The organism is Flavobacterium silvisoli (assembly GCF_004329815.1).
Classification (GTDB): domain Bacteria; phylum Bacteroidota; class Bacteroidia; order Flavobacteriales; family Flavobacteriaceae; genus Flavobacterium; species Flavobacterium silvisoli.
Map to the genome: position 1 here is coordinate 412,627 of NZ_SJPE01000001.1, position 22,799 is coordinate 435,425.

The 22,799-nt window shown below is 39.9% G+C and carries 25 protein-coding genes; 14 read left to right on the plus strand and 11 right to left on the minus strand.

Features of this window, described 5'->3' with window-relative positions; genetic code table 11:
• Positions 1–19 precede the first annotated feature (19 nt).
• Positions 20–1,117, plus strand: a complete 1,098-nt coding sequence (locus EZL74_RS01835; RefSeq protein WP_131474882.1) for a hypothetical protein — start codon at positions 20–22, stop codon at positions 1,115–1,117.
• Positions 1,118–1,173: 56 nt separating this feature from the next.
• Here EZL74_RS01835 and EZL74_RS01840 read toward each other — a convergent pair whose 3' ends face one another.
• Both EZL74_RS01840 and trpS read right to left on the minus strand, forming a co-directional pair.
• Complete coding sequence (locus tag EZL74_RS01840; RefSeq protein WP_131474883.1) at positions 1,174–1,584, minus strand: hypothetical protein; 411 nt, start codon at positions 1,582–1,584, stop codon at positions 1,174–1,176.
• A 32-nt stretch (positions 1,585–1,616) separates the two neighbouring features.
• Positions 1,617–2,594 (minus strand): tryptophan--tRNA ligase, encoded by a 978-nt coding sequence (gene trpS, locus EZL74_RS01845; protein WP_131474884.1) that lies wholly within the window; start codon positions 2,592–2,594, stop codon positions 1,617–1,619.
• Between the two features lie 73 nt (positions 2,595–2,667).
• On the opposite strand from trpS, the gene EZL74_RS01850 reads away from it, so the two are divergent.
• Positions 2,668–3,408 (plus strand): lysophospholipid acyltransferase family protein, encoded by a 741-nt coding sequence (locus tag EZL74_RS01850; RefSeq protein WP_131474885.1) that lies wholly within the window; start codon positions 2,668–2,670, stop codon positions 3,406–3,408.
• Positions 3,409–3,492: 84 nt separating this feature from the next.
• Here the strand turns inward: EZL74_RS01850 and EZL74_RS01855 are convergent, their stop codons facing one another.
• From EZL74_RS01855 to recA, 4 genes are all read right to left on the minus strand, one after another.
• Positions 3,493–5,028 (minus strand): porin family protein, encoded by a 1,536-nt coding sequence (locus tag EZL74_RS01855; RefSeq protein WP_131474886.1) that lies wholly within the window; start codon positions 5,026–5,028, stop codon positions 3,493–3,495.
• The gene (locus EZL74_RS01860) at positions 5,025–5,576 is read right to left on the minus strand and encodes an RNA polymerase sigma factor (RefSeq protein WP_131474887.1); all 552 of its coding nucleotides are present in this window, start codon (positions 5,574–5,576) and stop codon (positions 5,025–5,027) included. Before EZL74_RS01860 ends, EZL74_RS01855 begins: the two co-directional genes overlap by 4 nt.
• A 20-nt stretch (positions 5,577–5,596) precedes the next feature.
• Entirely contained in the window at positions 5,597–6,019 is a 423-nt protein-coding gene (locus EZL74_RS01865; RefSeq protein ID WP_131474888.1) for a hypothetical protein, read from the minus strand.
• A gap of 91 nt (positions 6,020–6,110) precedes the next feature.
• Positions 6,111–7,115 carry a recombinase RecA gene (gene recA, locus EZL74_RS01870; RefSeq protein WP_131474889.1) on the minus strand — a complete coding sequence of 335 codons (1,005 nt, stop codon included), beginning with the start codon at positions 7,113–7,115 and terminating at the stop codon, positions 6,111–6,113.
• A gap of 235 nt (positions 7,116–7,350) precedes the next feature.
• Here recA and EZL74_RS01875 point away from each other — a divergent pair, with 235 nt between their 5' ends.
• From EZL74_RS01875 to EZL74_RS01885, 3 genes are read left to right on the plus strand one after another with little or no spacing between them, the layout of a single operon-like run.
• The gene (locus tag EZL74_RS01875) at positions 7,351–8,085 is read left to right on the plus strand and encodes a lysophospholipid acyltransferase family protein (RefSeq protein WP_131474890.1); all 735 of its coding nucleotides are present in this window, start codon (positions 7,351–7,353) and stop codon (positions 8,083–8,085) included.
• Positions 8,086–8,088: 3 nt separating this feature from the next.
• Positions 8,089–9,087, plus strand: coding sequence for an acyl-ACP desaturase (locus EZL74_RS01880; protein ID WP_131474891.1), 999 nt, complete (start codon positions 8,089–8,091; stop codon positions 9,085–9,087).
• A 47-nt stretch (positions 9,088–9,134) separates the two neighbouring features.
• On the plus strand, positions 9,135–9,779 hold the full coding sequence (locus EZL74_RS01885) for an HD domain-containing protein (RefSeq protein WP_131474892.1): 645 nt from the start codon (positions 9,135–9,137) through the stop codon (positions 9,777–9,779).
• A gap of 62 nt (positions 9,780–9,841) precedes the next feature.
• On the opposite strand, the gene EZL74_RS01890 is transcribed toward EZL74_RS01885, so the two are convergent.
• From EZL74_RS01890 to EZL74_RS01910, 5 genes are all read right to left on the minus strand, one after another.
• A complete protein-coding gene (locus tag EZL74_RS01890; RefSeq protein ID WP_131474893.1) occupies positions 9,842–10,624 on the minus strand; it encodes an enoyl-CoA hydratase/isomerase family protein in 783 nt (260 codons plus the stop codon).
• A 12-nt stretch (positions 10,625–10,636) separates the two neighbouring features.
• Positions 10,637–12,049 carry a sensor histidine kinase gene (locus EZL74_RS01895; protein ID WP_131474975.1) on the minus strand — a complete coding sequence of 471 codons (1,413 nt, stop codon included), beginning with the start codon at positions 12,047–12,049 and terminating at the stop codon, positions 10,637–10,639.
• 62 nt (positions 12,050–12,111) lie between these two features.
• Positions 12,112–12,657, minus strand: coding sequence for a CopD family protein (locus EZL74_RS01900; protein ID WP_131474894.1), 546 nt, complete (start codon positions 12,655–12,657; stop codon positions 12,112–12,114).
• A 4-nt stretch (positions 12,658–12,661) separates the two neighbouring features.
• A complete protein-coding gene (gene hemH, locus EZL74_RS01905) occupies positions 12,662–13,675 on the minus strand; it encodes a ferrochelatase (RefSeq protein WP_131474895.1) in 1,014 nt (337 codons plus the stop codon).
• 138 nt (positions 13,676–13,813) lie between these two features.
• The gene (locus tag EZL74_RS01910) at positions 13,814–14,689 is read right to left on the minus strand and encodes an AraC family transcriptional regulator (protein WP_131474896.1); all 876 of its coding nucleotides are present in this window, start codon (positions 14,687–14,689) and stop codon (positions 13,814–13,816) included.
• 228 nt (positions 14,690–14,917) lie between these two features.
• Here EZL74_RS01910 and hemA point away from each other — a divergent pair, with 228 nt between their 5' ends.
• The 9 genes from hemA (at position 14,918) to EZL74_RS01955 (ending at position 22,797) form a co-directional block, all read left to right on the plus strand.
• A complete protein-coding gene (gene hemA / locus EZL74_RS01915; RefSeq protein ID WP_131474897.1) occupies positions 14,918–16,177 on the plus strand; it encodes a glutamyl-tRNA reductase in 1,260 nt (419 codons plus the stop codon).
• 34 nt (positions 16,178–16,211) lie between these two features.
• Positions 16,212–17,144: a hydroxymethylbilane synthase gene (hemC, locus tag EZL74_RS01920; RefSeq protein ID WP_131474898.1), complete on the plus strand. Its 933-nt coding sequence runs from the start codon at positions 16,212–16,214 to the stop codon at positions 17,142–17,144.
• Positions 17,145–17,146: 2 nt separating this feature from the next.
• Positions 17,147–17,815, plus strand: coding sequence for a uroporphyrinogen-III synthase (locus EZL74_RS01925; RefSeq protein ID WP_131474899.1), 669 nt, complete (start codon positions 17,147–17,149; stop codon positions 17,813–17,815).
• A gap of 1 nt (position 17,816) precedes the next feature.
• A complete protein-coding gene (gene hemE / locus EZL74_RS01930) occupies positions 17,817–18,842 on the plus strand; it encodes a uroporphyrinogen decarboxylase (RefSeq protein WP_131474900.1) in 1,026 nt (341 codons plus the stop codon).
• Positions 18,843–18,911: 69 nt separating this feature from the next.
• A complete protein-coding gene (gene hemF, locus EZL74_RS01935; protein ID WP_131474901.1) occupies positions 18,912–19,820 on the plus strand; it encodes an oxygen-dependent coproporphyrinogen oxidase in 909 nt (302 codons plus the stop codon).
• Positions 19,821–19,928: 108 nt separating this feature from the next.
• A complete protein-coding gene (hemB, locus tag EZL74_RS01940) occupies positions 19,929–20,924 on the plus strand; it encodes a porphobilinogen synthase (protein WP_131474902.1) in 996 nt (331 codons plus the stop codon).
• A gap of 178 nt (positions 20,925–21,102) precedes the next feature.
• Complete coding sequence (locus tag EZL74_RS01945; RefSeq protein ID WP_131474903.1) at positions 21,103–21,477, plus strand: c-type cytochrome; 375 nt, start codon at positions 21,103–21,105, stop codon at positions 21,475–21,477.
• A 68-nt stretch (positions 21,478–21,545) separates the two neighbouring features.
• Positions 21,546–22,016 (plus strand): methylated-DNA--[protein]-cysteine S-methyltransferase, encoded by a 471-nt coding sequence (locus EZL74_RS01950; protein ID WP_131474904.1) that lies wholly within the window; start codon positions 21,546–21,548, stop codon positions 22,014–22,016.
• Between the two features lie 67 nt (positions 22,017–22,083).
• The gene (locus EZL74_RS01955) at positions 22,084–22,797 is read left to right on the plus strand and encodes a 3'-5' exonuclease (protein WP_131474905.1); all 714 of its coding nucleotides are present in this window, start codon (positions 22,084–22,086) and stop codon (positions 22,795–22,797) included.
• Positions 22,798–22,799: the final 2 nt, after the last annotated feature.

Consider the following 22,799-nt stretch of genomic DNA (forward strand, 5'->3'; position numbering starts at 1 on the left):
TTTTATACTACGTTACAGCATGGACATCAATTTCAACCAATATATAGCCGCCAATAATTTCAGGGAGATTGCTGCTTTTTTCGAAACCAAACCTGCACTTTCCGAGGAGCAACTGGCGGAAATCCGGCAGTTGGCTTCCCATAAGTTAGAATTAGCCCGCATTGCTTTGTCTCCGCCCTACAGTGATTTTTCAAAGATATTGTTTGTAAAGGAAGGCGATTTTTACGTGTTCCTGAATTACATCAAAAATCAGGATATCGAAGAACAGCTTAAAAGTATGCTGACACTCATCAGCAAGATGTATCAACAGAATCCAAGTTCCGAATTGGCCGGTAAATCATTTATTGCAGTCAATAATTTTAAAGCAGATGATGATGAACTGGCTGAATTAATCAGGGAGAACAATTATTCATCAGAGATAATACCCACTCCGGCTATCTCTAAAAGAAATCGCAATTACCTGATTCTTGCGGTGGTTTTGGTGTTTGTGCTCATCAGAGGAGTCATCTTTTTTAATGCATTCCATCCGTTTCAAAACAGGACGGTTGACTATGATTATGATGCGTCAACGGAAGAGTACAATGCGGAACCACCTTCAATCGACCCTTACTATACTCGGATGAAATTTCAAATTGACAGTTTTTTCGTTTTTTTATCCGATTATAAAAAAGAGGAAATCAAACAGTTAACAAGGATTAATGACATAAAAACAGGTGAAAATCCGTTTGAAACATTTTACCAAAGCATGCCTCAGGGCGAAAGCAACTCCACAGTAAAAATCAGTAACCACACCAATTGCGATATGATCTTGCTGGAAAATGCGATGGTTTATGACACGATAAAACTTCCCAAAGCGGCATACTATATCAAATCGGGAAAAACTATAGAAGTCAATAAAAGGCCATCCGATGTCAACGCTGTTTTTAATTTTTATCTGGGGAAACAGTTGGCAACATTTCAAACTAAGAGTAAGCATCTCTTCATCAGAAATCACTCGGTGATTGAATACCGATTCAGTGAATTGCTCCCGGAAACCAAAGAAATTTTAGAGACTGATTATGTGCTCAGAGAAGATGCATCCGTTTCATTGAAAGACGGCATTCTTCGAATCAATTAAAAAAGGCAAAAAACGATTTTGTTTTTTGCCTTCATCAAGTTCTCATTTGTTAGAGATTATTCTTTTTTAGCTGTTTTGAGGATGAATATTTCATCTGTTTTGTCATCATTCGGACCCTGAGCTATTTTCACCTCAAATCCTCCCGGAACTTCAGCAACATCTATTACTTCAATATTCAATAAGCCATCTGTTTTGTATAGTTTGGTAGTAATTTCTTTGCCCAACTCGCTGTCGGAAATGTATAAAAATTGTTTGGCTCCCGGTAAATCGTCTTTGGTATATCCCAAATCGTTATTAACTACATAGGTCTTTATCAAATGGTTTTTGAATCCGAACGAGTTAGTAGCGTGAATCTTCGCTAAAAATTTACCCAGCTCGAGGTTCTTATCTTCCGTATATTTTATTTCCTGAGCAAAGGTGTTAAAAGCGCTCAAAAACAGTACAAGCAGTAAAACGGTTTTTTTCATAAAAAAAGAGATTTTTATCAAATGTAGAAATTTTATTCAAATCCCAATTTTTCTCTCACTCTTTTTAATACGGTATCGGCTATATTTCCGGCTTTTGCTGCTCCTTGTTTTAATAAAGCATTCACTTCATCCTGATGACTCATGTAGTAATTGTATTTTTCTCTTTCAGTTTTGAATCGTTCGGTAATCAGTTCAAATAACGCTTGTTTGGCATGGCCATAACCAAAATCACGGTTAACATTAGCATATTTAGTACGCATCTCGGCTGTTTGCTCAGCATTGGCAATTAACTTATACAAACCAAATATTTTGCAGGTATCCGGATTTTTAGGTTCTTCCAGCGGAGTACTGTCGGTTTCAATACTCATGATTTGCTTGCGCAAAGCTTTATCTTCTAAAAAGATGTTGATGATATTTCCTCTTGATTTACTCATTTTAAAACCGTCGGTTCCCGGAACATACATGGTTTCTTCGTGCACTTTTCCTTCAGGAAGTACAAAGGTTTCTCCCATCTGATGATTGAAACGCGAGGCTACGTCACGAGTAATTTCGATGTGTTGCATCTGATCTTTTCCTACCGGAACAAATTGTGCATCGTACAGCAATATATCGGCTGCCATTAGCATAGGGTAAGAAAACAATCCGGCGTTTACATCTTCCAAGCGGTCGGCTTTGTCCTTAAAGGAATGTGCCAATGTCAAACGTTGAAACGGGAAAAAGCAACTCAAATACCAGGACAATTCAGCTGTTTGGGGTACATCGCTCTGACGGTAAAAAATCACTTTGTCGACATCCAATCCGCAAGCGAGCCACACCGAGGCTGTACTGTAAGTGTTTTGACGAAGTTCGTTTCCGTTTTTGATTTGTGTAACAGAATGCAAATCAGCTATGAAAAGAAATGATTCGTTAGCTGGATTTTTTGACATTTCGATGGCAGGCAAAATAGCACCCAATAAATTTCCTAAATGGGGCGTGCCTGTGCTTTGAATTCCGGTTAGTATTTTTGGCATTTTCAACTATTTTCTGACTGCAAAGTTAAGGCTTTGTATTAAAAACTGCATACCTTTCATTACATTTGACCATATGAAAGCACTGAAAATTGTTTTTTGGATTTTTTATCGCATTTGGTTTTACATTTTGATGGCGATTCCGATAATCGTGATGTTTCCGTTTTTATTCATTTCGATTCTTTCTGAAAAATGGTATCCTTACTTTTTTATCATGGCACGAATTTGGGCCAAAATCATTTTGTTTGGCATGGGATTCAGAGTGGTTTTAGAATCCGAAGAGAAAATTATCGAAGGCAAAAGCTATATGTTTGTGTCCAATCACACTTCGATGACCGATGTTATGCTGATGCTTTCGATTGTAAAAAATCCATTCGTATTTGTGGGCAAAAAAGAGTTGGCAAAAATTCCGTTGTTCGGATTTTTCTATAAACGTACGTGTATTTTAGTGGACAGAAAAAGTTCAAAGAGCCGTATGGCCGTTTTTGAAAGAGCTCAAAAAAGATTAAATCAGGGATTAAGCATTTGTATTTTTCCCGAAGGCGGTGTTCCCGATGATGAATCGATACTGTTGGATGAATTCAAAGACGGTGCGTTTCGCTTGGCGGTAGAACATCAGATTCCTATTGTTCCTATGAGTTTTGCCGACAATAAAAAAAGGTTTTCGTATACATTTTTCAGTGGAAGTCCCGGAATAATGCGCGTCAAAATCCATCGTTTTTTTGAAACCAAAAACCAAAAACCGGAATACAGAAAAACTCTAAAAGAGGATGTTCGTCAGGTAATTTTAAAACAACTGCAAGAATACAACGCATAAAAAAAGAGTTCCATAATTCGGAACTCTTTTCTGTTATTACCCTAAAGCAATAACACCACTTAACTAATTTTAAACAATCATAAATTAAAATTTATAGCTAATGCCACTGTAGATTCCAAAGAAGTATGGTTTGAAATTACCGGCGTTTTTAGTAAAAGTATTCAATTGGTATTTAACGGTGGGCTCTACGTTGAATTCAAAAGATTTCAGAAAACCGTATTTTATACCTAATCCCAAATTGGTGCTGAAATGCACATCGTTCAGGTTGTTGGCTTTTCCCAATTCGGTACTCATGTTTTCTGAAACGAGTGAAATTTTGTTCTCATTCAGGAAAAAAGTGCTGACGCCGCCTATTACTTTTACACCGAAACGGTTGTTGATCAGTGCATAGGTTAACTCAACGGGCACTTCGTAGTAGCCCATTTTTTGATTCATATAGCCTTCATTTCTTTGCACAAAATTATTTTCAAACGGGAGCAAATTGTCAACAGGTGTCTCGGCATCTTCGACATGAATGGTTTTTCCGCCTAAAGTGGGACTAATGTTATTCATTCCCTGATCATCGATAGCTACAAAAAAGGCAATATTATTGGTGTTGTAATCTACACTCATTTTGTTGATACCGGTTCGTACCGATAATTTAGTGTTGACGGCATAACTCACCCCAACTCCCATGCTGAAACTGGTGTTGTACTCTTTTGAATTATTTTCAAACTCAGAACCAATCGGAGAGCCGTTTCCAACAGAACCTAAGAAAACAGGAGCAACATTTGAGGTAATTTGCCATCTGTTTTCTTTGGGTAGCTGTTTTTCTTTGCTTTCTTTTTCATTAAGCAATTCTTCCAACTCATTCGTAGCAACCCCGGCAATTTTGACGGTGTCGTTAACTTTCTTTTCGGGTGTTACAATTTTTGAGTTTGATGTGATAGCTTCTTTTAAACTATCAAGATTTAGTGGTTTTTCACCGGTTAATGCCGTTACATTGTTTGAGTTATTTGGGGTAAATTTGGGTTCAGTATGTTCTTTTTCTGCTAAAGCCACGCTATTGTTTTCTTCAGATTGCGATATTTTTTCGGAAGTTTTTTCCACAATAGTTTCCGGCACTAAAGCGTCTGAATTTCGGTTTTGACGTTTCTTTTTCGAAGAATGAATTTGGTCAGAGTTATTTTCAACTAAAGCTTTTTGAAAGTGAGTTACAATAGTTTTTGAATTGTTTTTTGGGATAGTAATAACCTTGTCTGAAGAAGTCTCACTCTTTTCAGGAGCAGATGAACTATTGTTTACTATTGCTTCAGAAGAAGTGGGACCCGGTTGTTTTATAGTTGTGCGGTTTTCTATAACTTTTGGCGTTGAGGCTTCTGATGCCGCCGGTACAGCATTCGTACCAACAACAGCATCCTTTGTTTGATTATTTGGAGAATAGACCGATTTCGTCAATAAAAATCCCAGTACAAACAATGCCGCCACTCCTGATGATTTCCACCAAAAAGGGATGATTCTTCTTTTCTTCTTTTCATTTAACTTTGCTTCAATATTTTCCCAAACTTCATCGGCGGGATTAGCCTCGAAGTCTTTGAATTTTTCCTGAAACAGTCGGTCTATGTTTTTTCTTTCACTCATCTTGCAGAAGGAAAAGTTTTGTTTATTTCGTTTTTTTGTTGTTCTATTTTTGCCTTTAAAATCATACGGGCACGAGCCAAATTTGATTTTGAAGTTCCGATATTAATGGATAGCATCTCGGCAATTTCCTGGTGTGAATACCCGTCTAAAACGTACAGATTGAACACCAGCCTGTACCTGTCGGGCAACTCCTGAATTATTTTAAGCAGATAATCCAAAGAAATGTTGTCGTCGTCTAAATCAATTTCGCAATCATCTGCTACATCTTCATTTACTAAGCTCAGAAAGGTTTGGTTTCGGTATTGCTGTAAAACATGGTTAATCATAATTCGTTTTAACCAACCATCAAACGAACCTTTAAATGAAAATTGTTCTATTTTATTAAAGATGATCAAAAAGCCATCCTGCAAATTGTCTTGAGCCTCACTGTAACTGCGCGAATATTTTAGGCAAACAGCAAACAGTTTTGAAGAATATAATTTGTATAACTGTTCTTGTGCTTTCCTATTGTTGTTTTTGCAATCATTTATGAGTTGTTTTAAATCCAATTTGCAAAAATTGTTGGGGGTTAATTTACAGGCACTTCAACTTCTAAAAAGACATTATTTCCGTCGGCATCTTTTCCTTTCCAGAACTTAAAAATATAAGGATTGGTGCTGGTGGCCTGAAAATTAAACGAATACTCTACTTCATTGTTTGTAAGCGTTTGGCAACCGCTTTTTTGCGCCACGGCATTTTCTATCGCTATGGTTCTTATGTTTTTGGAAGTTTCCGGATCAACTTTTTTATCGTAATAGATTCCGTTAAAAAAATGACAGGACGTTGGTCGTTTGTAATGCATTGTAATCTGGTAGGTGCCTCCAACGGTAAATTCAGCAGGCATGTCAACACTGGTTACAGGCAGTAATTCAAACAAATAACTGTCTCCGTTATCAGTTGAACAGGAATTAAAAATAAAAAACAGGGCTATAAGTGAAATGATTCGTTTCATGATGTCAATCAATTTTGTGATTAGATGTTTTTTCAAACAAATGGTTGCGTTAAGGTAATAAAAAAACCCGAAAATTTTCGGGTTTCTGGTATTAGGCATTGTTCTCTTTGATGTAATCTTTGATTTTTTGTTCCAATTCATCGGCTAATTCCGGGTTGTCTTTTATCAGAACTTTGACAGCATCTCTTCCTTGTCCTAATTTGGTGTCGCCATAACTGAACCAAGAACCTGCTTTTTTGATGATTTCAAATTCTACGGCCAAGTCCAGAATTTCTCCGGTTTTTGAAACACCCTCACCATACATGATGTCAAACTCAGCAGTTTTGAAAGGAGGTGCTACTTTGTTTTTGATTACTTTTACTTTGGTTCGGTTCCCTATTACGTTTTCTCCGTCTTTAATTTGAGAAGAACGGCGAATATCTAAACGAACTGAAGCGTAAAATTTCAAAGCATTCCCTCCGGTGGTCGTTTCGGGATTGCCAAACATGACACCTATTTTTTCTCTCAATTGGTTGATAAAGAAAACCGTACAGTTGGTTTTGCTGATGGTTCCGGTTAATTTTCTCAAGGCTTGTGACATCAAACGGGCGTGCAATCCCATTTTGGAATCTCCCATTTCACCTTCAATCTCACTTTTCGGGGTTAAAGCAGCAACCGAGTCAACCACTACAATGTCAATAGCCCCGGAACGAATCAGGTTTTCGGCAATTTCCAATGCTTGCTCTCCGTTATCCGGTTGAGAGATGATCAGGTTTTCTACATCAACGCCCAACTTTTCAGCATAATGTCTGTCAAAGGCATGTTCAGCATCAATAAATGCAGCAATACCACCCGCTTTTTGAGCTTCAGCAATAGCATGTAGGGTTAGGGTTGTTTTACCCGAAGATTCAGGTCCGTATATTTCTATAATTCTTCCTTTAGGATAACCGTTTACGCCCAAAGCCAAATCCAATCCCAAGGATCCTGACGGAATCACTTCTACTTCTTCTACCGCTTTATCGCCCATTTTCATCACGGTTCCTTTGCCGTAAGCTTTGTCTAATTTATCAAGGGTAAGTTGTAATGCTTTTAATTTTGCTTCTTTTTCTGAACTCATTTTTTAAAAATTTAGTGGCATAAAAATAATGCTTTTTTTGATGGAACAGGATACAAAACAGAGGAGTTTTGAACAAATTATTTTAAAGGTCGGAAAACTAATTCCGCGAATTTAAAGATAAGCTGATTCACAGGTAAAATAAGTGAGCAAAAAGTATATGTTTCGTTAAATTTTGATATGATTTTTGAGTCACGTCCCTCGATTTTTGCCTATTTTTGTCCTCAATTTTCACATTATGGAAAAACTTATTTCGTATCCCCTTTCGGTAATATACTACCTGTGTTTTGGGTTGACATTAGTCATTTTTCATCCTATTCAATGGGTTTGTTTGAATGTTTTTGGGTATCAGGCACACAAAAAAAGCGTTGACTATCTGAACTTCTTTTTAACCAAATGCACTAATCTTTTGGGAACCACGTATACGTTTGAAAACAGAGAACGAATTCCTCAAAATGTCCCTGTGATTTTTGTGGCCAATCATCAAAGTATGTACGACATTATCGGAATCATATGGTATTTGCGAAAGCACCATGCCAAATTTGTCAGCAAAAAAGAACTGGGAAAAGGCATTCCGAGCGTTTCCTACAATTTAAGGCATGGCGGATCGGTTTTGATTGACCGTAAAGATCCTAAACAGGCCATTCCGGTCATCAAAGGATTGTCGGAATACATTGAAAAGTACAAACGTTCCGCAGTAATTTTCCCGGAAGGAACCAGAAGCAAAAACGGAAAACCTAAAGAATTCGCGCAAAGCGGACTAAAAATCTTATGTAAATACGCGCCATCTGCTTATGTTGTACCCATTACCATTAATAATTCGTGGAAAATGGTTAAATTTGGAGCCTTTCCCATGGGATTAGGAAACCATTTGCAGTTTATTATCCATGAGCCTATGGCTGTTTCAGCTTTTTCATTTGAAGAGTTAATGGAAAAAACGGAGCAAGCGGTCAAACAATCAATAAAAAATTAAATAATGCCTCAAAAAAATATAAGACTTGAAGTCATGCAATTTCTGGAAAAAGACATCGACAGCTTTGTAGATGAATTTTTAATTCCGGTCGAAAAAATTTGGCAACCTACCGATTTGCTTCCTAATTCTGAAAACGATGATTTTTTAGAAAATGTAAAAGAATTGCGTGAATTGGCCAAAGAATTGCCGTATGATTTTTGGGTGGTTTTAGTGGGTGACACCATTACCGAAGAAGCATTGCCTACCTATGAAACCTGGTTGATGGATGTTGAGGGAGTAAATCAAAAAACCGCGGGTGGTGATAATGGCTGGGCCAAATGGTTACGTCATTGGACAGGTGAAGAAAACCGCCATGGTGACTTACTCAACAAATACCTATACCTGTCAGGACGCGTGAACATGCGCGAGGTAGAAATTACGACTCAGTATTTAATCAATGACGGCTTTGATCCCGGAACCGGAAGAGATCCTTATAAAAACTTTGTATTTACCAGTTTTCAGGAATTGGCTACTTATGTATCGCACAACCGCGTGGCACAATTGGCAAAGAAATACGGAGATAATAAATTGTCTAAAATCTGTAAAATCATAGCCGGTGACGAAATGCGTCACCATTTGGCTTACAGCGAATTCGTAAACCGTATTTTTAAAATTGATCCCAGCGAGATGTTGTTGGCTTTTGAATACATGATGAAGAAAAAAATCACCATGCCGGCCAATTTAATTCGCGAATCGGGAGAAAGTATCGGGGCAGCTTTTGAAAAATTCTCAGAATCAGCCCAACGCATCGGCGTTTATACAGCCATGGATTATGTTGATATTTTGGAAAAATTAAACATAAAATGGGAAATTGATAAATTGTCAAATTTGACCGATGAGGCCGAAAAAGCCCGTGATTATTTATTGAAATTACCGGCGCGAATGACCCGAATTGCGGAGCGTATGGTAACTCCGGGCGAAGAGAAAATATTTTCCTGGGTACAACCCGCCATGATAAAATAACAAACCCAATCCTTTCCCACAGAAAGGATTTTTTATTCCGAAATTTTATGTCAGTAATTGATAATACCATACGTTTTGTAAAACAACAGCTCGAAAATGCCGAAGGAGGACACGATTGGTTTCATATTGAACGCGTGTATAAAAATGCCCTACTGATTGCTCAGGAAGAAACCTGTGATTTAACTGTCGTGAAATTAGGGGCTTTACTTCATGATATAGCCGACAGTAAATTTCACGATGGCGATGAAACGGTTGGACCTAAAATAGCTCGTGATTTTCTGGAAAAAGAAGGGGTAGCCGAAGAAATAATTGCGCATGTCATCAACATTATTGACCATATTTCATTCAAAGGCGGAAATTTTGAAAAAAAATTCAGTTCAAAAGAACTTCAAATTGTGCAGGATGCTGACCGACTCGATGCTATTGGTGCTATCGGAATTGCACGTTGCTTTAACTACGGAGGATTCAAAAACAGGGTGATTTACGATCCGGCCATTCAACCTAATTTAACTATGAGCAAGGAGGAATATAAAAAATCCGAATCGCCTACCATCAATCATTTCTACGAAAAACTGTTGCTCTTAAAAGACAAAATGAATACCGAAACGGGCAAAACTATCGCAACAGCACGCCACCGTTACATGGAAAATTTCCTGTCGCAGTTTTATGCCGAATGGGATGGAGAGTGTTAGAATTCAGTTGGCAGCCACAGTTTACAGTTTTTAATAAGATTGTAAACTGTGACCAAAACTAATTATTTTCCTGTGAATTCTGCTTTTCTTTTTTCTAAAAAGGCAGTAGTCCCCTCTTTAAAATCTTCGGTGCCGAAGCATTTACCAAAGTTTCTGATTTCGGTTTCATAGCCGTTTACCCCTTCTTTGAAATTAGCATTTACGGCTTTTATAGCCTTGCTTATGGCCATAGGGGAGTTTTTCATAATGCGTTGGGCCAATGATTTGGTAAACGATAAAAGTTCGGCTTGAGGCACCACGTGATTCACTAATCCGACACGGAAAGCATCTTCGGCACTAATCATTCCGGCAGTCATGATCATTTCCATAGCGCGACCCTTGCCTATGAGTTGCGGTAAACGTTGTGTTCCGCCATAACCCGGAATTACGCCTAAGGATACTTCGGGTAATCCCATTTTGGCATTATCGGAGGCAATTCTGAAATGACAGGCCATGGCCAGTTCCAATCCGCCACCTAAGGCAAAACCGTTTACGGCTGCTATAGTCGGCGTTTTTAAATTTTCTACAAAATCAAATAACAATTCCTGTCCCTGAGCGGCCAGCTGTGCACCTTCTTCTACCGAAAAATTAGCAAATTCCGAAATGTCAGCGCCGGCCACGAATGCTTTTTCGCCTTCACCGGTAATAATGATAGTCCTGATGTTTTCATTGGCCTCCAAACTTTCCAATGCGTTGTGCAATTCCTGAATGGTCGCCATATTGAGCGCGTTCAATTTTGACGGGCGGTTGATGGTAATTTGTCCGATGCCGTTTTCTTCGGCTACAAGTATGTTTTCAAAGTTCATGATGTAGTGTTTTTATTTAACAATGGGAAGGGATACGCTGAAGGTAGAGCCTTTTCCCAGTTCGGTTTCAAATGTAATGGTTCCTTTGTAATTTTCGATGATGTTTTTAATAATTCCCAAGCCAAGTCCCATGCCACTGGTTTTTGTGGTGAATTTCGGTTCAAAAATATGTTCGGCGTGTTCAGATTCAATGCCGGTGCCGTTGTCTTTTACCGAAATAATCACAAAGCCATCCACTTCATTGACTGAAACCCAGACGTGTTTTTCTTCCTGCTCTTCGGGTATCGATTGAATGGCATTTTTGACCAAATTGGTAATGATGCGGATCAATTGGGTTCTGTCCAGTTTGGTAACGATGTAATTGTTGCTGCTTTCAAATGAGATGAAATCTTCGTTGAAAATATCCAAAGCCAGATCGATTACTTGAACCACGTTTAGGGTTTCATTTTGTTGCGCCGGCATCGAAGCAAAGTTTGAAAAAGCCGAAGCTACCGCACTCATGGTGTCAATTTGCTGAATCAGCGTTTTAGAGTAATCGTTGAGTTTCTGTTTCAGTTCGGGGTCATTGGCATCAAACTTCCGCTGAAAATTCTGCACCGTCAAACGCATGGGTGTCAAAGGGTTTTTGATTTCATGAGCGACTTGTTTAGCCATTTCGCGCCAAGCTTGTTCGCGTTCGCTTTGGGCCAGTTTTGAAGCACTTTCTTCCAGTTTGTCCACCATGCCGTTATAAGCTTTAATGAGCAAATTGATTTCCTTGCTGTTGGCTTCTATGACAATCTTTTCGTTTTTTTGGTTCAGGCTCGTTTCGTTGATTTTGTCAGAAATGGTCTTGAGCGATTTGGTGATATAGGTAGACAGAAAATAGGCCAGGGCAAAGGCTACTATCAACATAAAGGAATACACTTGACTCAAACGCAACAGGAATTGCTGCAATTCATTTTCATAAAAGCCATCGTCTTCTACATAGGGAATATTCAAAATCCCGAGCGGTTTGAATTTGTCGTCTTTGATTTGGCTGTAAGAAGAACGGTTTTTAACTCCGTTTACATTTTTAATGTCAACATACCTTTTTTCGACCGATGATTCGACCAGATTGATGATGTATTTCGGAATGGGTGGCGCTACTTTATCAACCGAAAATGTCGCCTTGGAAGATTTTAAGAGTTTCCCGTTTAAGGAATAAATGTTAATGTCAAGATTGTGAATGTCGGCCAGTTCATGAATTTTATCTTTAAAAATCAAAGGCAGATTGGCTTGCGTCAACGGGTAGGTCGTAGTAGAAAGCACATAATTAATGTGCTCTTTGATGGCATTTTCTTTACGGTCTAAGCGTTCTTGGTGGTATTCTTTGGCTTCGTTTTTAAATTGGATGATTGATATAGAGGCCATCAAAACGGAAGCAATTACAATCAATATAATCATCGACAGGAAAATCCTGATGCGAAGGGATAACATTGACATTTTGAAGCCGTTTAACATAGTGTTCAGTTTTGGTTTTTCTCTCGAATTTTTTTATAAAATCGAAAACCTAACATTATCAAAATCGAAAATAAAATGATGCCGACTACACCAAAAATCCAGTTGAAAGCGTTTTTTAAAATCACCAAAAACACTACGGCAAACAAGATGATAGTAGCGCCTTCATTCCACAACCGCATAAAGTTGGAGCTGTAGTTGAACTTGTCGTTTTGCAGTTGGTTGTAAATCTGGTGACACTTAAAATGATACGCAAACAGCAACACTACAAAGCCTAATTTTACCTGCATCCAGGGCATTTGCAGCCACTCAGGCATCAGGTGTAAGAGCAGTAAGGCAAAGATAGTCGCTAACACAGCACTGGGCCAAGTAATGATGTACCACAACCGATAAGTCATAATTTTGTATTGCTTTAGCAAAATTTCACGCTCGGGCGAAGGTTTGTCATTGGCCTCAATTTGGTATACAAACAAACGAACAATATAAAACAGTCCGGCAAACCAAGTGATGACAAAGATGAGGTGCAGGGATTTTATGTAGTTGTAAAGTTCCATGAAATTACTTACTCCAGTCTTTAATCCAGTTCGCAACTACACCACACCATTCGTCTTCATCATTCAAACAAGGCACCGCCAAAAACTCCTCGCCGCCGTGTTCTTTAAATTCTTCGTTGGCACGCATGGCAATTTCTTCCAGAGTTTCCAAGCAATCCGAAACGAAAGCTGGGGTCACTACCGCCAATTTCTTGATGCCTTTCTCAGGCATTTTATTGATTTCCACATCAGTGTAAGGCGTTAACCATTTATCGCCCGCCAAGCGCGATTGAAATGTTTGGCTGTATTTGCCTTCGGGAATGCCCAACAATTCCACGACTTGTCGCGTGGTTTCATAACATTGGTGCCGGTAGCAAAACTCATGCGCCGGCGAAGGGGTTACACAACATTTGTTGTCAATGGTACAGTGGGATTTGGTTACATCTGTTTTGCGTATATGACGCTTCGGAATGCCGTGATACGAAAACAATAAATGGTCGTACTCAAAGCCTTCCAAGTGGTTTTTGATGGAATTGGCCAAAGCCTTGATAAAATCGGGCTTGTTGTAAAATGCCGGTACTTTGGTAATCTTCATTTCCGGGAAATGCTTTTGTTGCAATTCATCGGCCAAAGCCCAAATGGTCGTGGTAGAAGCCATAGCATACTGTGGATATAAAGCCAACAACATCACATCGGTTACACCTTTATCTTTCAATTCCTGCAAGCCTTTTTGAATGGTCATCGAGCCGTAACGCATGGCCAAAGCCACCGGAACATCCACCATGTTAGCTACTTTTTGGTGCATTTTTTTGGAAATGACGATTAGCGGCGAACCTTCATCGGTCCAAATCTGACTGTAGGCTTCGGCCGATTTTTTCGGGCGGGTTTGCAAAATAATGCCGCGAACCAAGAGCGCGCGCAACAAATACGGAACATCTATCACGTATTTGTCCATCAAAAATTCATCTAAATAAGGTTTTACATCTTTTGGCGTGGGACTTTCGGGCGACCCGAGATTGACTAATAGTACTCCTTTCATGCTTTTTATTTTAAGAAATTAACCCTTCCTGGGTTTCAAACCCGGGAAGGGTTTTGTGGTTATAAAAGTAATGAAACTTCTTTTTTGGCTTTATTTGTATTTAATTTTTTCTTGATACCCATATATATGGGATTGATGTTACACCGTATTTTGATTGATAGACATCAGGTATTTTTTTGGGGTTGTGGCAAATTTCTTTTTGAAAGCGGCAATAAAATGACTGCCGGTGCTGTACCCGATTTTAAGTCCGACTTCATTCACATTATAGGAGCCCGAATCCAATAATCGTCTTGCATAATCCATTTTATAGTCAAAAAGAAAACCATAAACGGTATCGCCGTAAATTTGCTTGAATCCCATTTTCAGTTTTTTCAAACTCAGCCCCACTTGTTCCGAAAGTTCCTCCAATCCGGGTGGTTCAGCCATGTTGGCAATGATGATTTCTTTGGCTTTTTTGATTTTCATGACATTGTCTTCGTCAGTCAGAAACGGACATTGCTCAGCATTCGGGTCTTCATTTCGGTTGAAGTACAAACTCAACAATTCATACCCTTTTCCTTTGTAATACAAATTTTTGATGGAAGGATTTAGCGTGTAATGAAACATTTGACTCAACACTATAGCCATTGACGGACTTATATTGTCCTCTTTATAATATTTTTTTCCTTCATTTTCTTTGCTCAAAAAAGGAATATGGTTAGCTTCGGAAGAAAACAACGAATGGAATTTTTGAATGGAAACAATCACCGATATTACCCAGGAATTAGGTGCTAATTCCAAATCCAGAGGCAGTTCTTTTTGTGGGTTGTAAAACAGCAACGACTTTTCTTCTTTTAAATCCAAAGCATAATTACCCTGATTGAAAACAAATTTCGCTTTGCCTTTGATGCCAAAATGGAATTGTATCAACCCTTGTTGGATGTGTTTCTTAACATGATAATTTTCATTCTCATCATTTTGAAACCGAATTAGGGTAAAATCATTTTCAATAGTTATAATTTCCTGAGAACCCATAGCGATATTTTTTCGTGTGTATTTTCGAGATCAAGTTGAATTATTATTTAGAATTAATCTACATAAGAAGGTTTGAAAGACTTGATTTCATTGCAAATTTAAAATAAATAACGCAAAAAAGGTATTTCGCTGTCAAAATATCTCAGAGCGATATAAAAAGTACTTTGAGCGTTATTTTTATAAATGCTATAGTGATAATTTTGTTGAACTTTTTAGGAAAAGTCATCTATGGAAAATTTTAATATGTCAAAACACACTTCTTTTTATGCCGTTGGCTTGAGTTATAAAAAAGCCGATGCCGCCACAAGAGGGAAGTTCAGTTTAGACGCCAAAGCCAAATCTACGTTGTTGATACAAGCCGAAGCGGAAGGAATAGAAGCTTTAATCGTTACATCAACCTGCAATAGAACCGAAATCTACGGTTTTGCCAATCACCCTTACGAATTAATTAAATTGCTTTGCGAAAACAGCCAAGGAACCGTTCAGGAATTTCAGGAAGTCGCGTATATCTATAAAAATCAGGAAGCGATTAACCACATGTTTCGTGTGGGAACTGGTTTAGACAGCCAGATTTTAGGTGATTTTGAAATCATCAGTCAAATCAAAACGGCCTTTGCCGAAAGCAAATCGAATGGTTTGGTGAATTCTTTTTTGGAAAGATTAGTCAATTCAGTCATCCAAGCCAGCAAAAAAATCAAAACTGAGACCGAAATTTCATCAGGAGCCACTTCAGTTTCCTTTGCTTCGGTGCAATATATCATCAAAAATGTGGCAGATATTGCCAACAAAAATATTCTCCTTTTCGGAACCGGGAAAATAGGCAGAAATACTTGTGAAAATTTGGTGAAACATACCAAACATGAGCAAATTACCTTAATCAACCGCACCAAAGATAAAGCCGAAAAATTGGCTCAAAAATTGGATTTGGTTGTAAAAGATTATGCCGATTTACAATTGGAACTGCAGAAGGCTGATGTAGTCGTAGTGGCTACCGGTGCACAAAACCCAACCATTGACAAGGCCATCCTGAATCTGAAAAAGCCATTGTTGATTTTGGATTTGTCGATTCCGAAAAACGTACATGAAAATGTTCAGGAGATAGATGGTGTAACGTTAATTCATCTGGATCATCTCTCTCAAATCACCGATGAAACTTTAGAAAACCGCAAACAACACATTCCTGCAGCCGAAGCGATCATAGAGGAAATAAAAACCGATTTTTTGGCTTGGAACAAAAACCGAAAATTTGCTCCAACCATTCAGGCTTTAAAAGAAAAGCTAAACTCCATCAAAGAAGGTGAACTGAATGTACAACGCAAAAAGTTACCCAACTTTGATGAAGAACAAGCCGAACTCATCAGCAACCGCATCATCCAAAAAATCACCAATCAGTTTGTGAATCATCTCAAAGACGGCGATTCTATGGATGAAGGCATTGAGTGGATTGAAAAGGTATTTCAGTTAGATCAAGAAAAATCATTTTTTTAAAACGTAGCGTTTAGAAAAAATCAAACCCAGTAAAGTGACTGAAAAAACCATACGCATAGGAACCCGCGACAGCGAACTCGCACTCTGGCAAGCCCATACTGTTCAAAAAAAACTTAGGGATTTAGGCTATAAAACCGAAATTGTAGCAGTAAAATCGCAAGGCGACATCATACTTGACAAACCGTTATACGAACTCGGTATCACCGGAATTTTTACTAAAACACTGGACATTGCCATGATTAATGGTCAGGTAGATATTGCCGTTCATTCTATGAAAGATGTCCCAACAGCTTTACCCGTCGGAATTGTACAGGCGGCCGTTTTGGAAAGAGCTAATACTTTGGATATTTTGGTGCACAAAGGAAGTCTGGATTTTCTGGAAAGCATAGGTACTATTGCCACCGGAAGTTTACGACGTCAGGCCCAATGGTTGCATAAATACCCTAATCACGCAGTAGTAGATTTGCGCGGAAATGTGAATACCCGCATGCAAAAACTTAAAGATAACGATTGGAGCGGAGCTGTTTTTGCTGCTGCAGGTTTGGAACGCATCAACCTAAAACCGGAAACCTTCATCAATCTTGATTGGATGATTCCGGCACCGGCACAAGGCGCTATGGTCGTGGTGGCTATGGCAAATGATTATTTTACAGTGGATGCGGTTTCGCAATTAAATGACGTTGAAACCGAAATTTGTACCTATATCGAAAGACAGTTTTTGCGAACATTGGAAGGGGGTTGTACAGCACCAATAGGCGCATTAGCCAAATACAATGAGCAAGAAGACGTAATCGAATTTAAAGGCGCATTGCTGTCTTTAGACGGAAAACAAAAGCTGGAAACAACCAAAGTAGTTGATGTGTCGGAATGGAAAAAATTAGGGTTTCATGCTGCCCGGGAAATCTTGGAAAATGGTGGAGAGGAACTCATGATAGAACTAAGGAAGCAGTTAAAACCCAATAAATAAGAATGACAAACCCAATTCGCATACAATCAACCAAAAAACTTCCGGAACAAAAGAAGCTAAAGGTGTTACATGCCGGGTTTATAGTAGCCGACGAAGATTTTATCGCAATAAGAAGCAAAGACTTTGTTCTGAAAACCGTCAATGATTACCTGATTTTTACCAGTCAAAATGCGGTGGAAAGCGTTCTTAGAAATGAAGAAATAAGCCAGTTCAAAACTCGAAAATGTTTTTGCGTGGGAACCAAAACCAAGAGACTACTTGAGCAAAACGGGTTTCATGTAGTGGCTTGTTCGGATTATGCAGCCGAATTGGCTTCTGTAATTTGTAACCAATATTCTAAAAGTTCTTTTACTTTTTTCTGCGGAAATTTGAGAAGAGACATCCTACCCGATGCTTTGCGATTAGCCCAAATTAAGTTGGATGAAGTTGAGGTTTATGAAACAATCTTAACCTCGCATAAAGTCGACTTCCAACCGGATGGCATTTTGTTTTTCAGTCCGTCAGGTGTTGAAAGTTACTTGAAGGAAAACCGAATCGAAGATGAAATTTGCTTTTGCATAGGCACCACCACAGCAGAAGCCCTGAAATATGCAACCCCCAATATTATAATCGCCAACCAGCCTACAGTGGAAAGCGTGTTGATGAAATGTATAGACTATTATAACAATTAAAATGATAAAGAACGACCTTTTTTTAAGAGCTTTAAATAATGAAACGGTAGAACGTCCACCGGTTTGGATGATGCGTCAGGCCGGAAGATACTTGCCTGAATTCCGGGCGTTGCGCGACAAATACGATTTCTTCACCCGTTGTGAAACTCCGGAATTGGCCGCCGAAATCACCGTGCAACCCATTCGCATCGTAAAACCGGATGCCGCCATTTTGTTCTCGGATATTTTAGTGGTACCCCGTGCCATGGGAATCCATGTCGAATTAAAAGACAACTTGGGCCCCATCATCCCCAACCCAATCCGCACCATGGAACAAGTCAACCAGGTGTTCGTCCCCAATATTGAGGAAACCTTAGGCTATGTGATGGATGCGGTAAAACTGACCAAAGAAATGCTGAACGACGAAGTGCCGTTGATTGGTTTCGCCGGTTCACCCTGGACCATTTTCTGTTATGCGGTAGAAGGCAAAGGTTCTAAAAGTTTTGATGCGGCCAAAGGATTTTGTTTTTCCAATCCGGTAGCGGCGCACACCTTGTTGCAAAAAATCACCGACACCACCATTTTGTATTTAAAAGAAAAAGTAAAAGCCGGCTGTAACGCCATCCAGATTTTCGATTCTTGGGGCGGCATGTTATCTCCCGAAGACTATAAAGAATTCTCTTGGCCATACATCAACCAAATCGTTGAAGCCTTGGCCGAGGACACCAAAGTGATTGTATTCGGAAAAGGCTGTTGGTTCGCCCTCGGAGATATGGCCAAATCCAAAGCTTCCGCTTTAGGCGTTGATTGGACCTGTTCGGCGCGTAATGCCCGTTATTTATCCGGAGGAAAAATTACGCTCCAAGGAAACTTTGATCCAAGCCGTTTGTTATCGCCAATCCCGACCATCAAAAAAATGGTGTATGAAATGATAGACGAATTCGGCAAAGACAATTACATCGTCAACCTGGGTCACGGCATCTTACCGAACATTCCGGTAGACCACGCCAAGGCGTTTGTAGAAGCAGTGAAAGAATATAAATCATAGTTGTTTGATTACCAGTTGTCGGAGTTCACATTCTATCCGACAACCAACAACCAACAACCGACAACCATAATGAAAGACAAATTCTATCCATACATCCAAAACCTTCAAGACGAAATCTGTGCCGCTTTGGAAGCCGTAGATGGCGCAGCGAAATTCCGGGAAGACCTTTGGCAACGACCGGAAGGCGGTGGTGGCAGAACCCGTGTCATCGAGAACGGGCAGGTTTTCGAAAAAGGCGGGGTCAATATTTCTGCCGTTCACGGCAAATTACCCGATACCATGCAAAAGATGTTTGGTGTAGGCGAAGCCGATTTTTTCGCCTGCGGATTGAGTTTAGTCATTCACCCGAAAAACCCAATGGTACCCACGGTGCATGCCAATTGGCGCTACTTCGAGATGTATGACGATCACGGCAACGTAATCAATTCCTGGTTTGGTGGCGGACAGGATTTGACGCCGTATTATTTGTTTGAAGAAGATGCGAAACATTTTCACCAAACCTGTAAAACCGCTTGCGACAAACACCATCCGGAGTTTTATCCGAAATACAAAAAACAATGCGATGCTTATTTCTGGAACGCTCACAGAAACGAAGCGCGCGGTATCGGTGGTTTATTCTTTGATTATTGCAAAGCCACAGACACAAGGAGTATGCAGGATTGGTATAATTTCGTAACCGAAGTGGGCAACAGTTTCTGCGAAGCCTACGTGCCGATTGTGGAAAGAAGAAAAGCATTGCCGTATACCGAAGCCCAACGCAACTGGCAGGAAATCCGTCGCGGGCGTTATGTCGAGTTCAATTTGGTACACGACAAAGGCACGCTCTTCGGGCTAAAAACAAACGGCCGCATCGAATCGATTTTGATGAGTTTACCCCCACATGTGCAATGGGTGTACGACCATCATCCGGAAGCGGGCAGTGAAGAAGAAAAACTAATTAAAATATTGCAAGAACCCATTAATTGGATTGTAGAGTGAGAATTCAAGATTGAAGATTAACGATTTTTGATGGCAGAAAAAATCAATAAATCAAATCTCAATTCAAATCTTAAATCTATAATCGTTAATCATAAATCATAAATCAACATGTTCCCATTACAAAGAGGCAGAAGATTACGCGTTAACGAAAGCATTCGTTCGTTAGTCCGCGAAACCACGTTAAGTCCGGCCGACTTCATGTTTCCCATGTTCATCGCCGAAGGCGAAAACTATCAATCCGAAATCCCATCCATGCCGGGCATTTTCCGTCGCTCGTTGGATTTAACAGTCGAAGAAGTGAAGGAATTATTCGCCTTAGGCATACGTGCCGTGAATATTTATGTAAAAGTCGACGAAAGTCTAAAAGATAACACCGGTAAAGAAGCCTGGAATCCCGATGGCTTGATGCAACGCGCCATTCGTGCCATCAAAACCGCTTGTCCGGAAATGATTGTCATGCCCGATGTGGCTTTAGATCCGTACTCTATTTATGGTCACGACGGAATCATTGAAAACGGAGATATTGCCAACGATGCTACCAACGAAGCTTTAGTCAAAATGGCCGTTTCCCACGCCCAAGCCGGTGCCGATTTTGTAGCACCTAGCGACATGATGGACGGCCGCGTGTTGCGTTTGCGTCAAGGATTGGATGCCGCAGGGTTCCAAAACGTGGGCATCATGAGTTATTCGGCCAAATACGCTTCCGCCTTTTACGGACCTTTCCGCGATGCGCTCGACAGCGCGCCGAGAGAAGCCGATGTAGTCGTGCCAAAGGACAAAAAGACTTACCAAATGGACTACGCCAACCGCATCGAAGCCGTAAAAGAAGCCTTGATGGACGTAGAAGAAGGTGCCGATATGGTCATGGTAAAACCTGGAATCGCGTATCTCGACATCGTGCGCGAAGTCAAAAATGCAGTCAATGTTCCCGTGACGGTCTTCCATGTTTCGGGTGAATACGCCATGATCAAAGCCGCAGCCGAAAGAGGTTGGCTCGACCACGACAACATCATGATGGAGCAACTCATGTGCATCAAACGCGCCGGTGCCAGCTTGATTTCGACCTATTTTGCCAAAGAAGCCGCCATTTTATTAAACAAATAATGACACTGGGATAAGACGAAATGTCGAACGAATGCCACACTGAGTTTGTCGAAGTGTTATTGTATCAAGTAGCGAATGGCTTGGGATTTATCAGTCATCCCTGTTCCCGCTGTCCGCGCTACACGGTAGCTTGCCCCCATCGGGGCTAAAGAAGAATTGTAATGAATTTTTGTAAACCATGAAAAACGTAGTGTTAGTACTGTCCTTCTTTTTTTTCCTTTCCTGCAAAAAAGAATCGGCAACAACCGAAAATCCAATCGATAAAACAGCAAGTGCCACAAAGCCTTCCGGTCAGGAACTCTTTGAGGGCACCGGAAATTGTACGGCCTGTCACAAACCCGACCAAAAAGTGATTGGGCCCAGTTTGCAGGAAATTGCCAAAATCTACAAAGAAAAAAACGGCAGCATCGTGGCCTTTCTTCAGGAACAAAGCGAACCTATCGTTGACCCCAGCCAATACGAAGTCATGAAGACCAACTTTGCCATTACCAAGCAAATGAGCGAGGAGGAACTCAAAGCTTTGGAAGACTATATTCTTGGCTTTTCCCAATAACATCTTTCGTCGGCTAGAGTTTTTTCATTTTAATCGGGATGTATCGAGAACTTTAGTAACTTTAGCTCATGGAAACCGCTTTTATAGAATCACCCTTAGGCATCACCAAAATAGTGGGCGATGCTAATGGTATCACCGAAATATCAGTATTGAGTGAAGGAGAAAGAACGGTCAAAATTCCGGAAAGTCTCAAGGAGTGCGTTGTCCAACTGCAAGAATATTTTAAAGGAGAACGCCGTGAATTTGATTTTAAACTCAATCCGCAAGGCACCGAATTCCAACAAAGAGTCTGGCAGGAGTTATTGATGATACCGTTTGGCAAAACCATGTCGTATCTCGATTTATCCAAAAAGTTGGGCGATGTCAAAGCCATACGCGCCGTAGCCTCGGCCAACGGCAAAAATCCGCTGTGGATAGTCGTTCCGTGTCACCGTGTTATTGGGACCGACGGATCACTAACCGGTTATGCCGGCGGCTTGTGGCGTAAAAAATGGTTGTTGGAACACGAAAATCCATCGCCACAACAATCACTTTTTTAAACTTTTTCTTTCATATTTAAAAACTAATTCCTACTTTTAAGTCGGTTAATTCTTAATTTTCAATAACATGATTGAAAAAGTAAATCTCAATAATATCCTCTTTCTTGACATTGAAACTGTTCCTCAGGAAGAACACTTCAACGGTTTGGATGATGAAATGCAATCGTTGTGGGAACAAAAAACACAGTATCAACGTCGCGAAGAGTACACTCCTGAAGAGTTTTATGACCGGGCGGGGATTTGGGCCGAATTTGGTAAAATCGTTTGCATCTCGGTAGGTTATTTTGCCAATAAAAAGGATATTCGAAATTTCAGGGTCACCTCATTTTTTGGTGAGGAAAAAAAGTTGCTCAAAGACTTTGCTTCACTGCTCGACAATCATTTTGGTCAGGCACAACATTTGTTGTGTGGACACAACGCTAAGGAGTTCGATATTCCGTTCATTGCCCGAAGAATGATCATCCATCAAATTCCCATTCCGAACAAACTGAATCTTTTTGGTAAAAAGCCCTGGGAAATTCCGCATTTGGATACGTTGGAGTTATGGAAATTTGGCGATTATAAACATTTTACATCCTTAAAACTACTGACCAAAATTCTGGGAATACCATCCCCGAAAGGCGATATAGACGGCAGCCAGGTGGCCCACGTATTTTATGTAGAAAAAGACATCGACCGCATCATCACGTATTGCGAAAAAGATGTGATTGCTGTAGCGCAAATTTTCCTCAGGTTGAGAAGAGAAGAATTGCTGATAGAAGACGAAATCATTCATGTATAAAA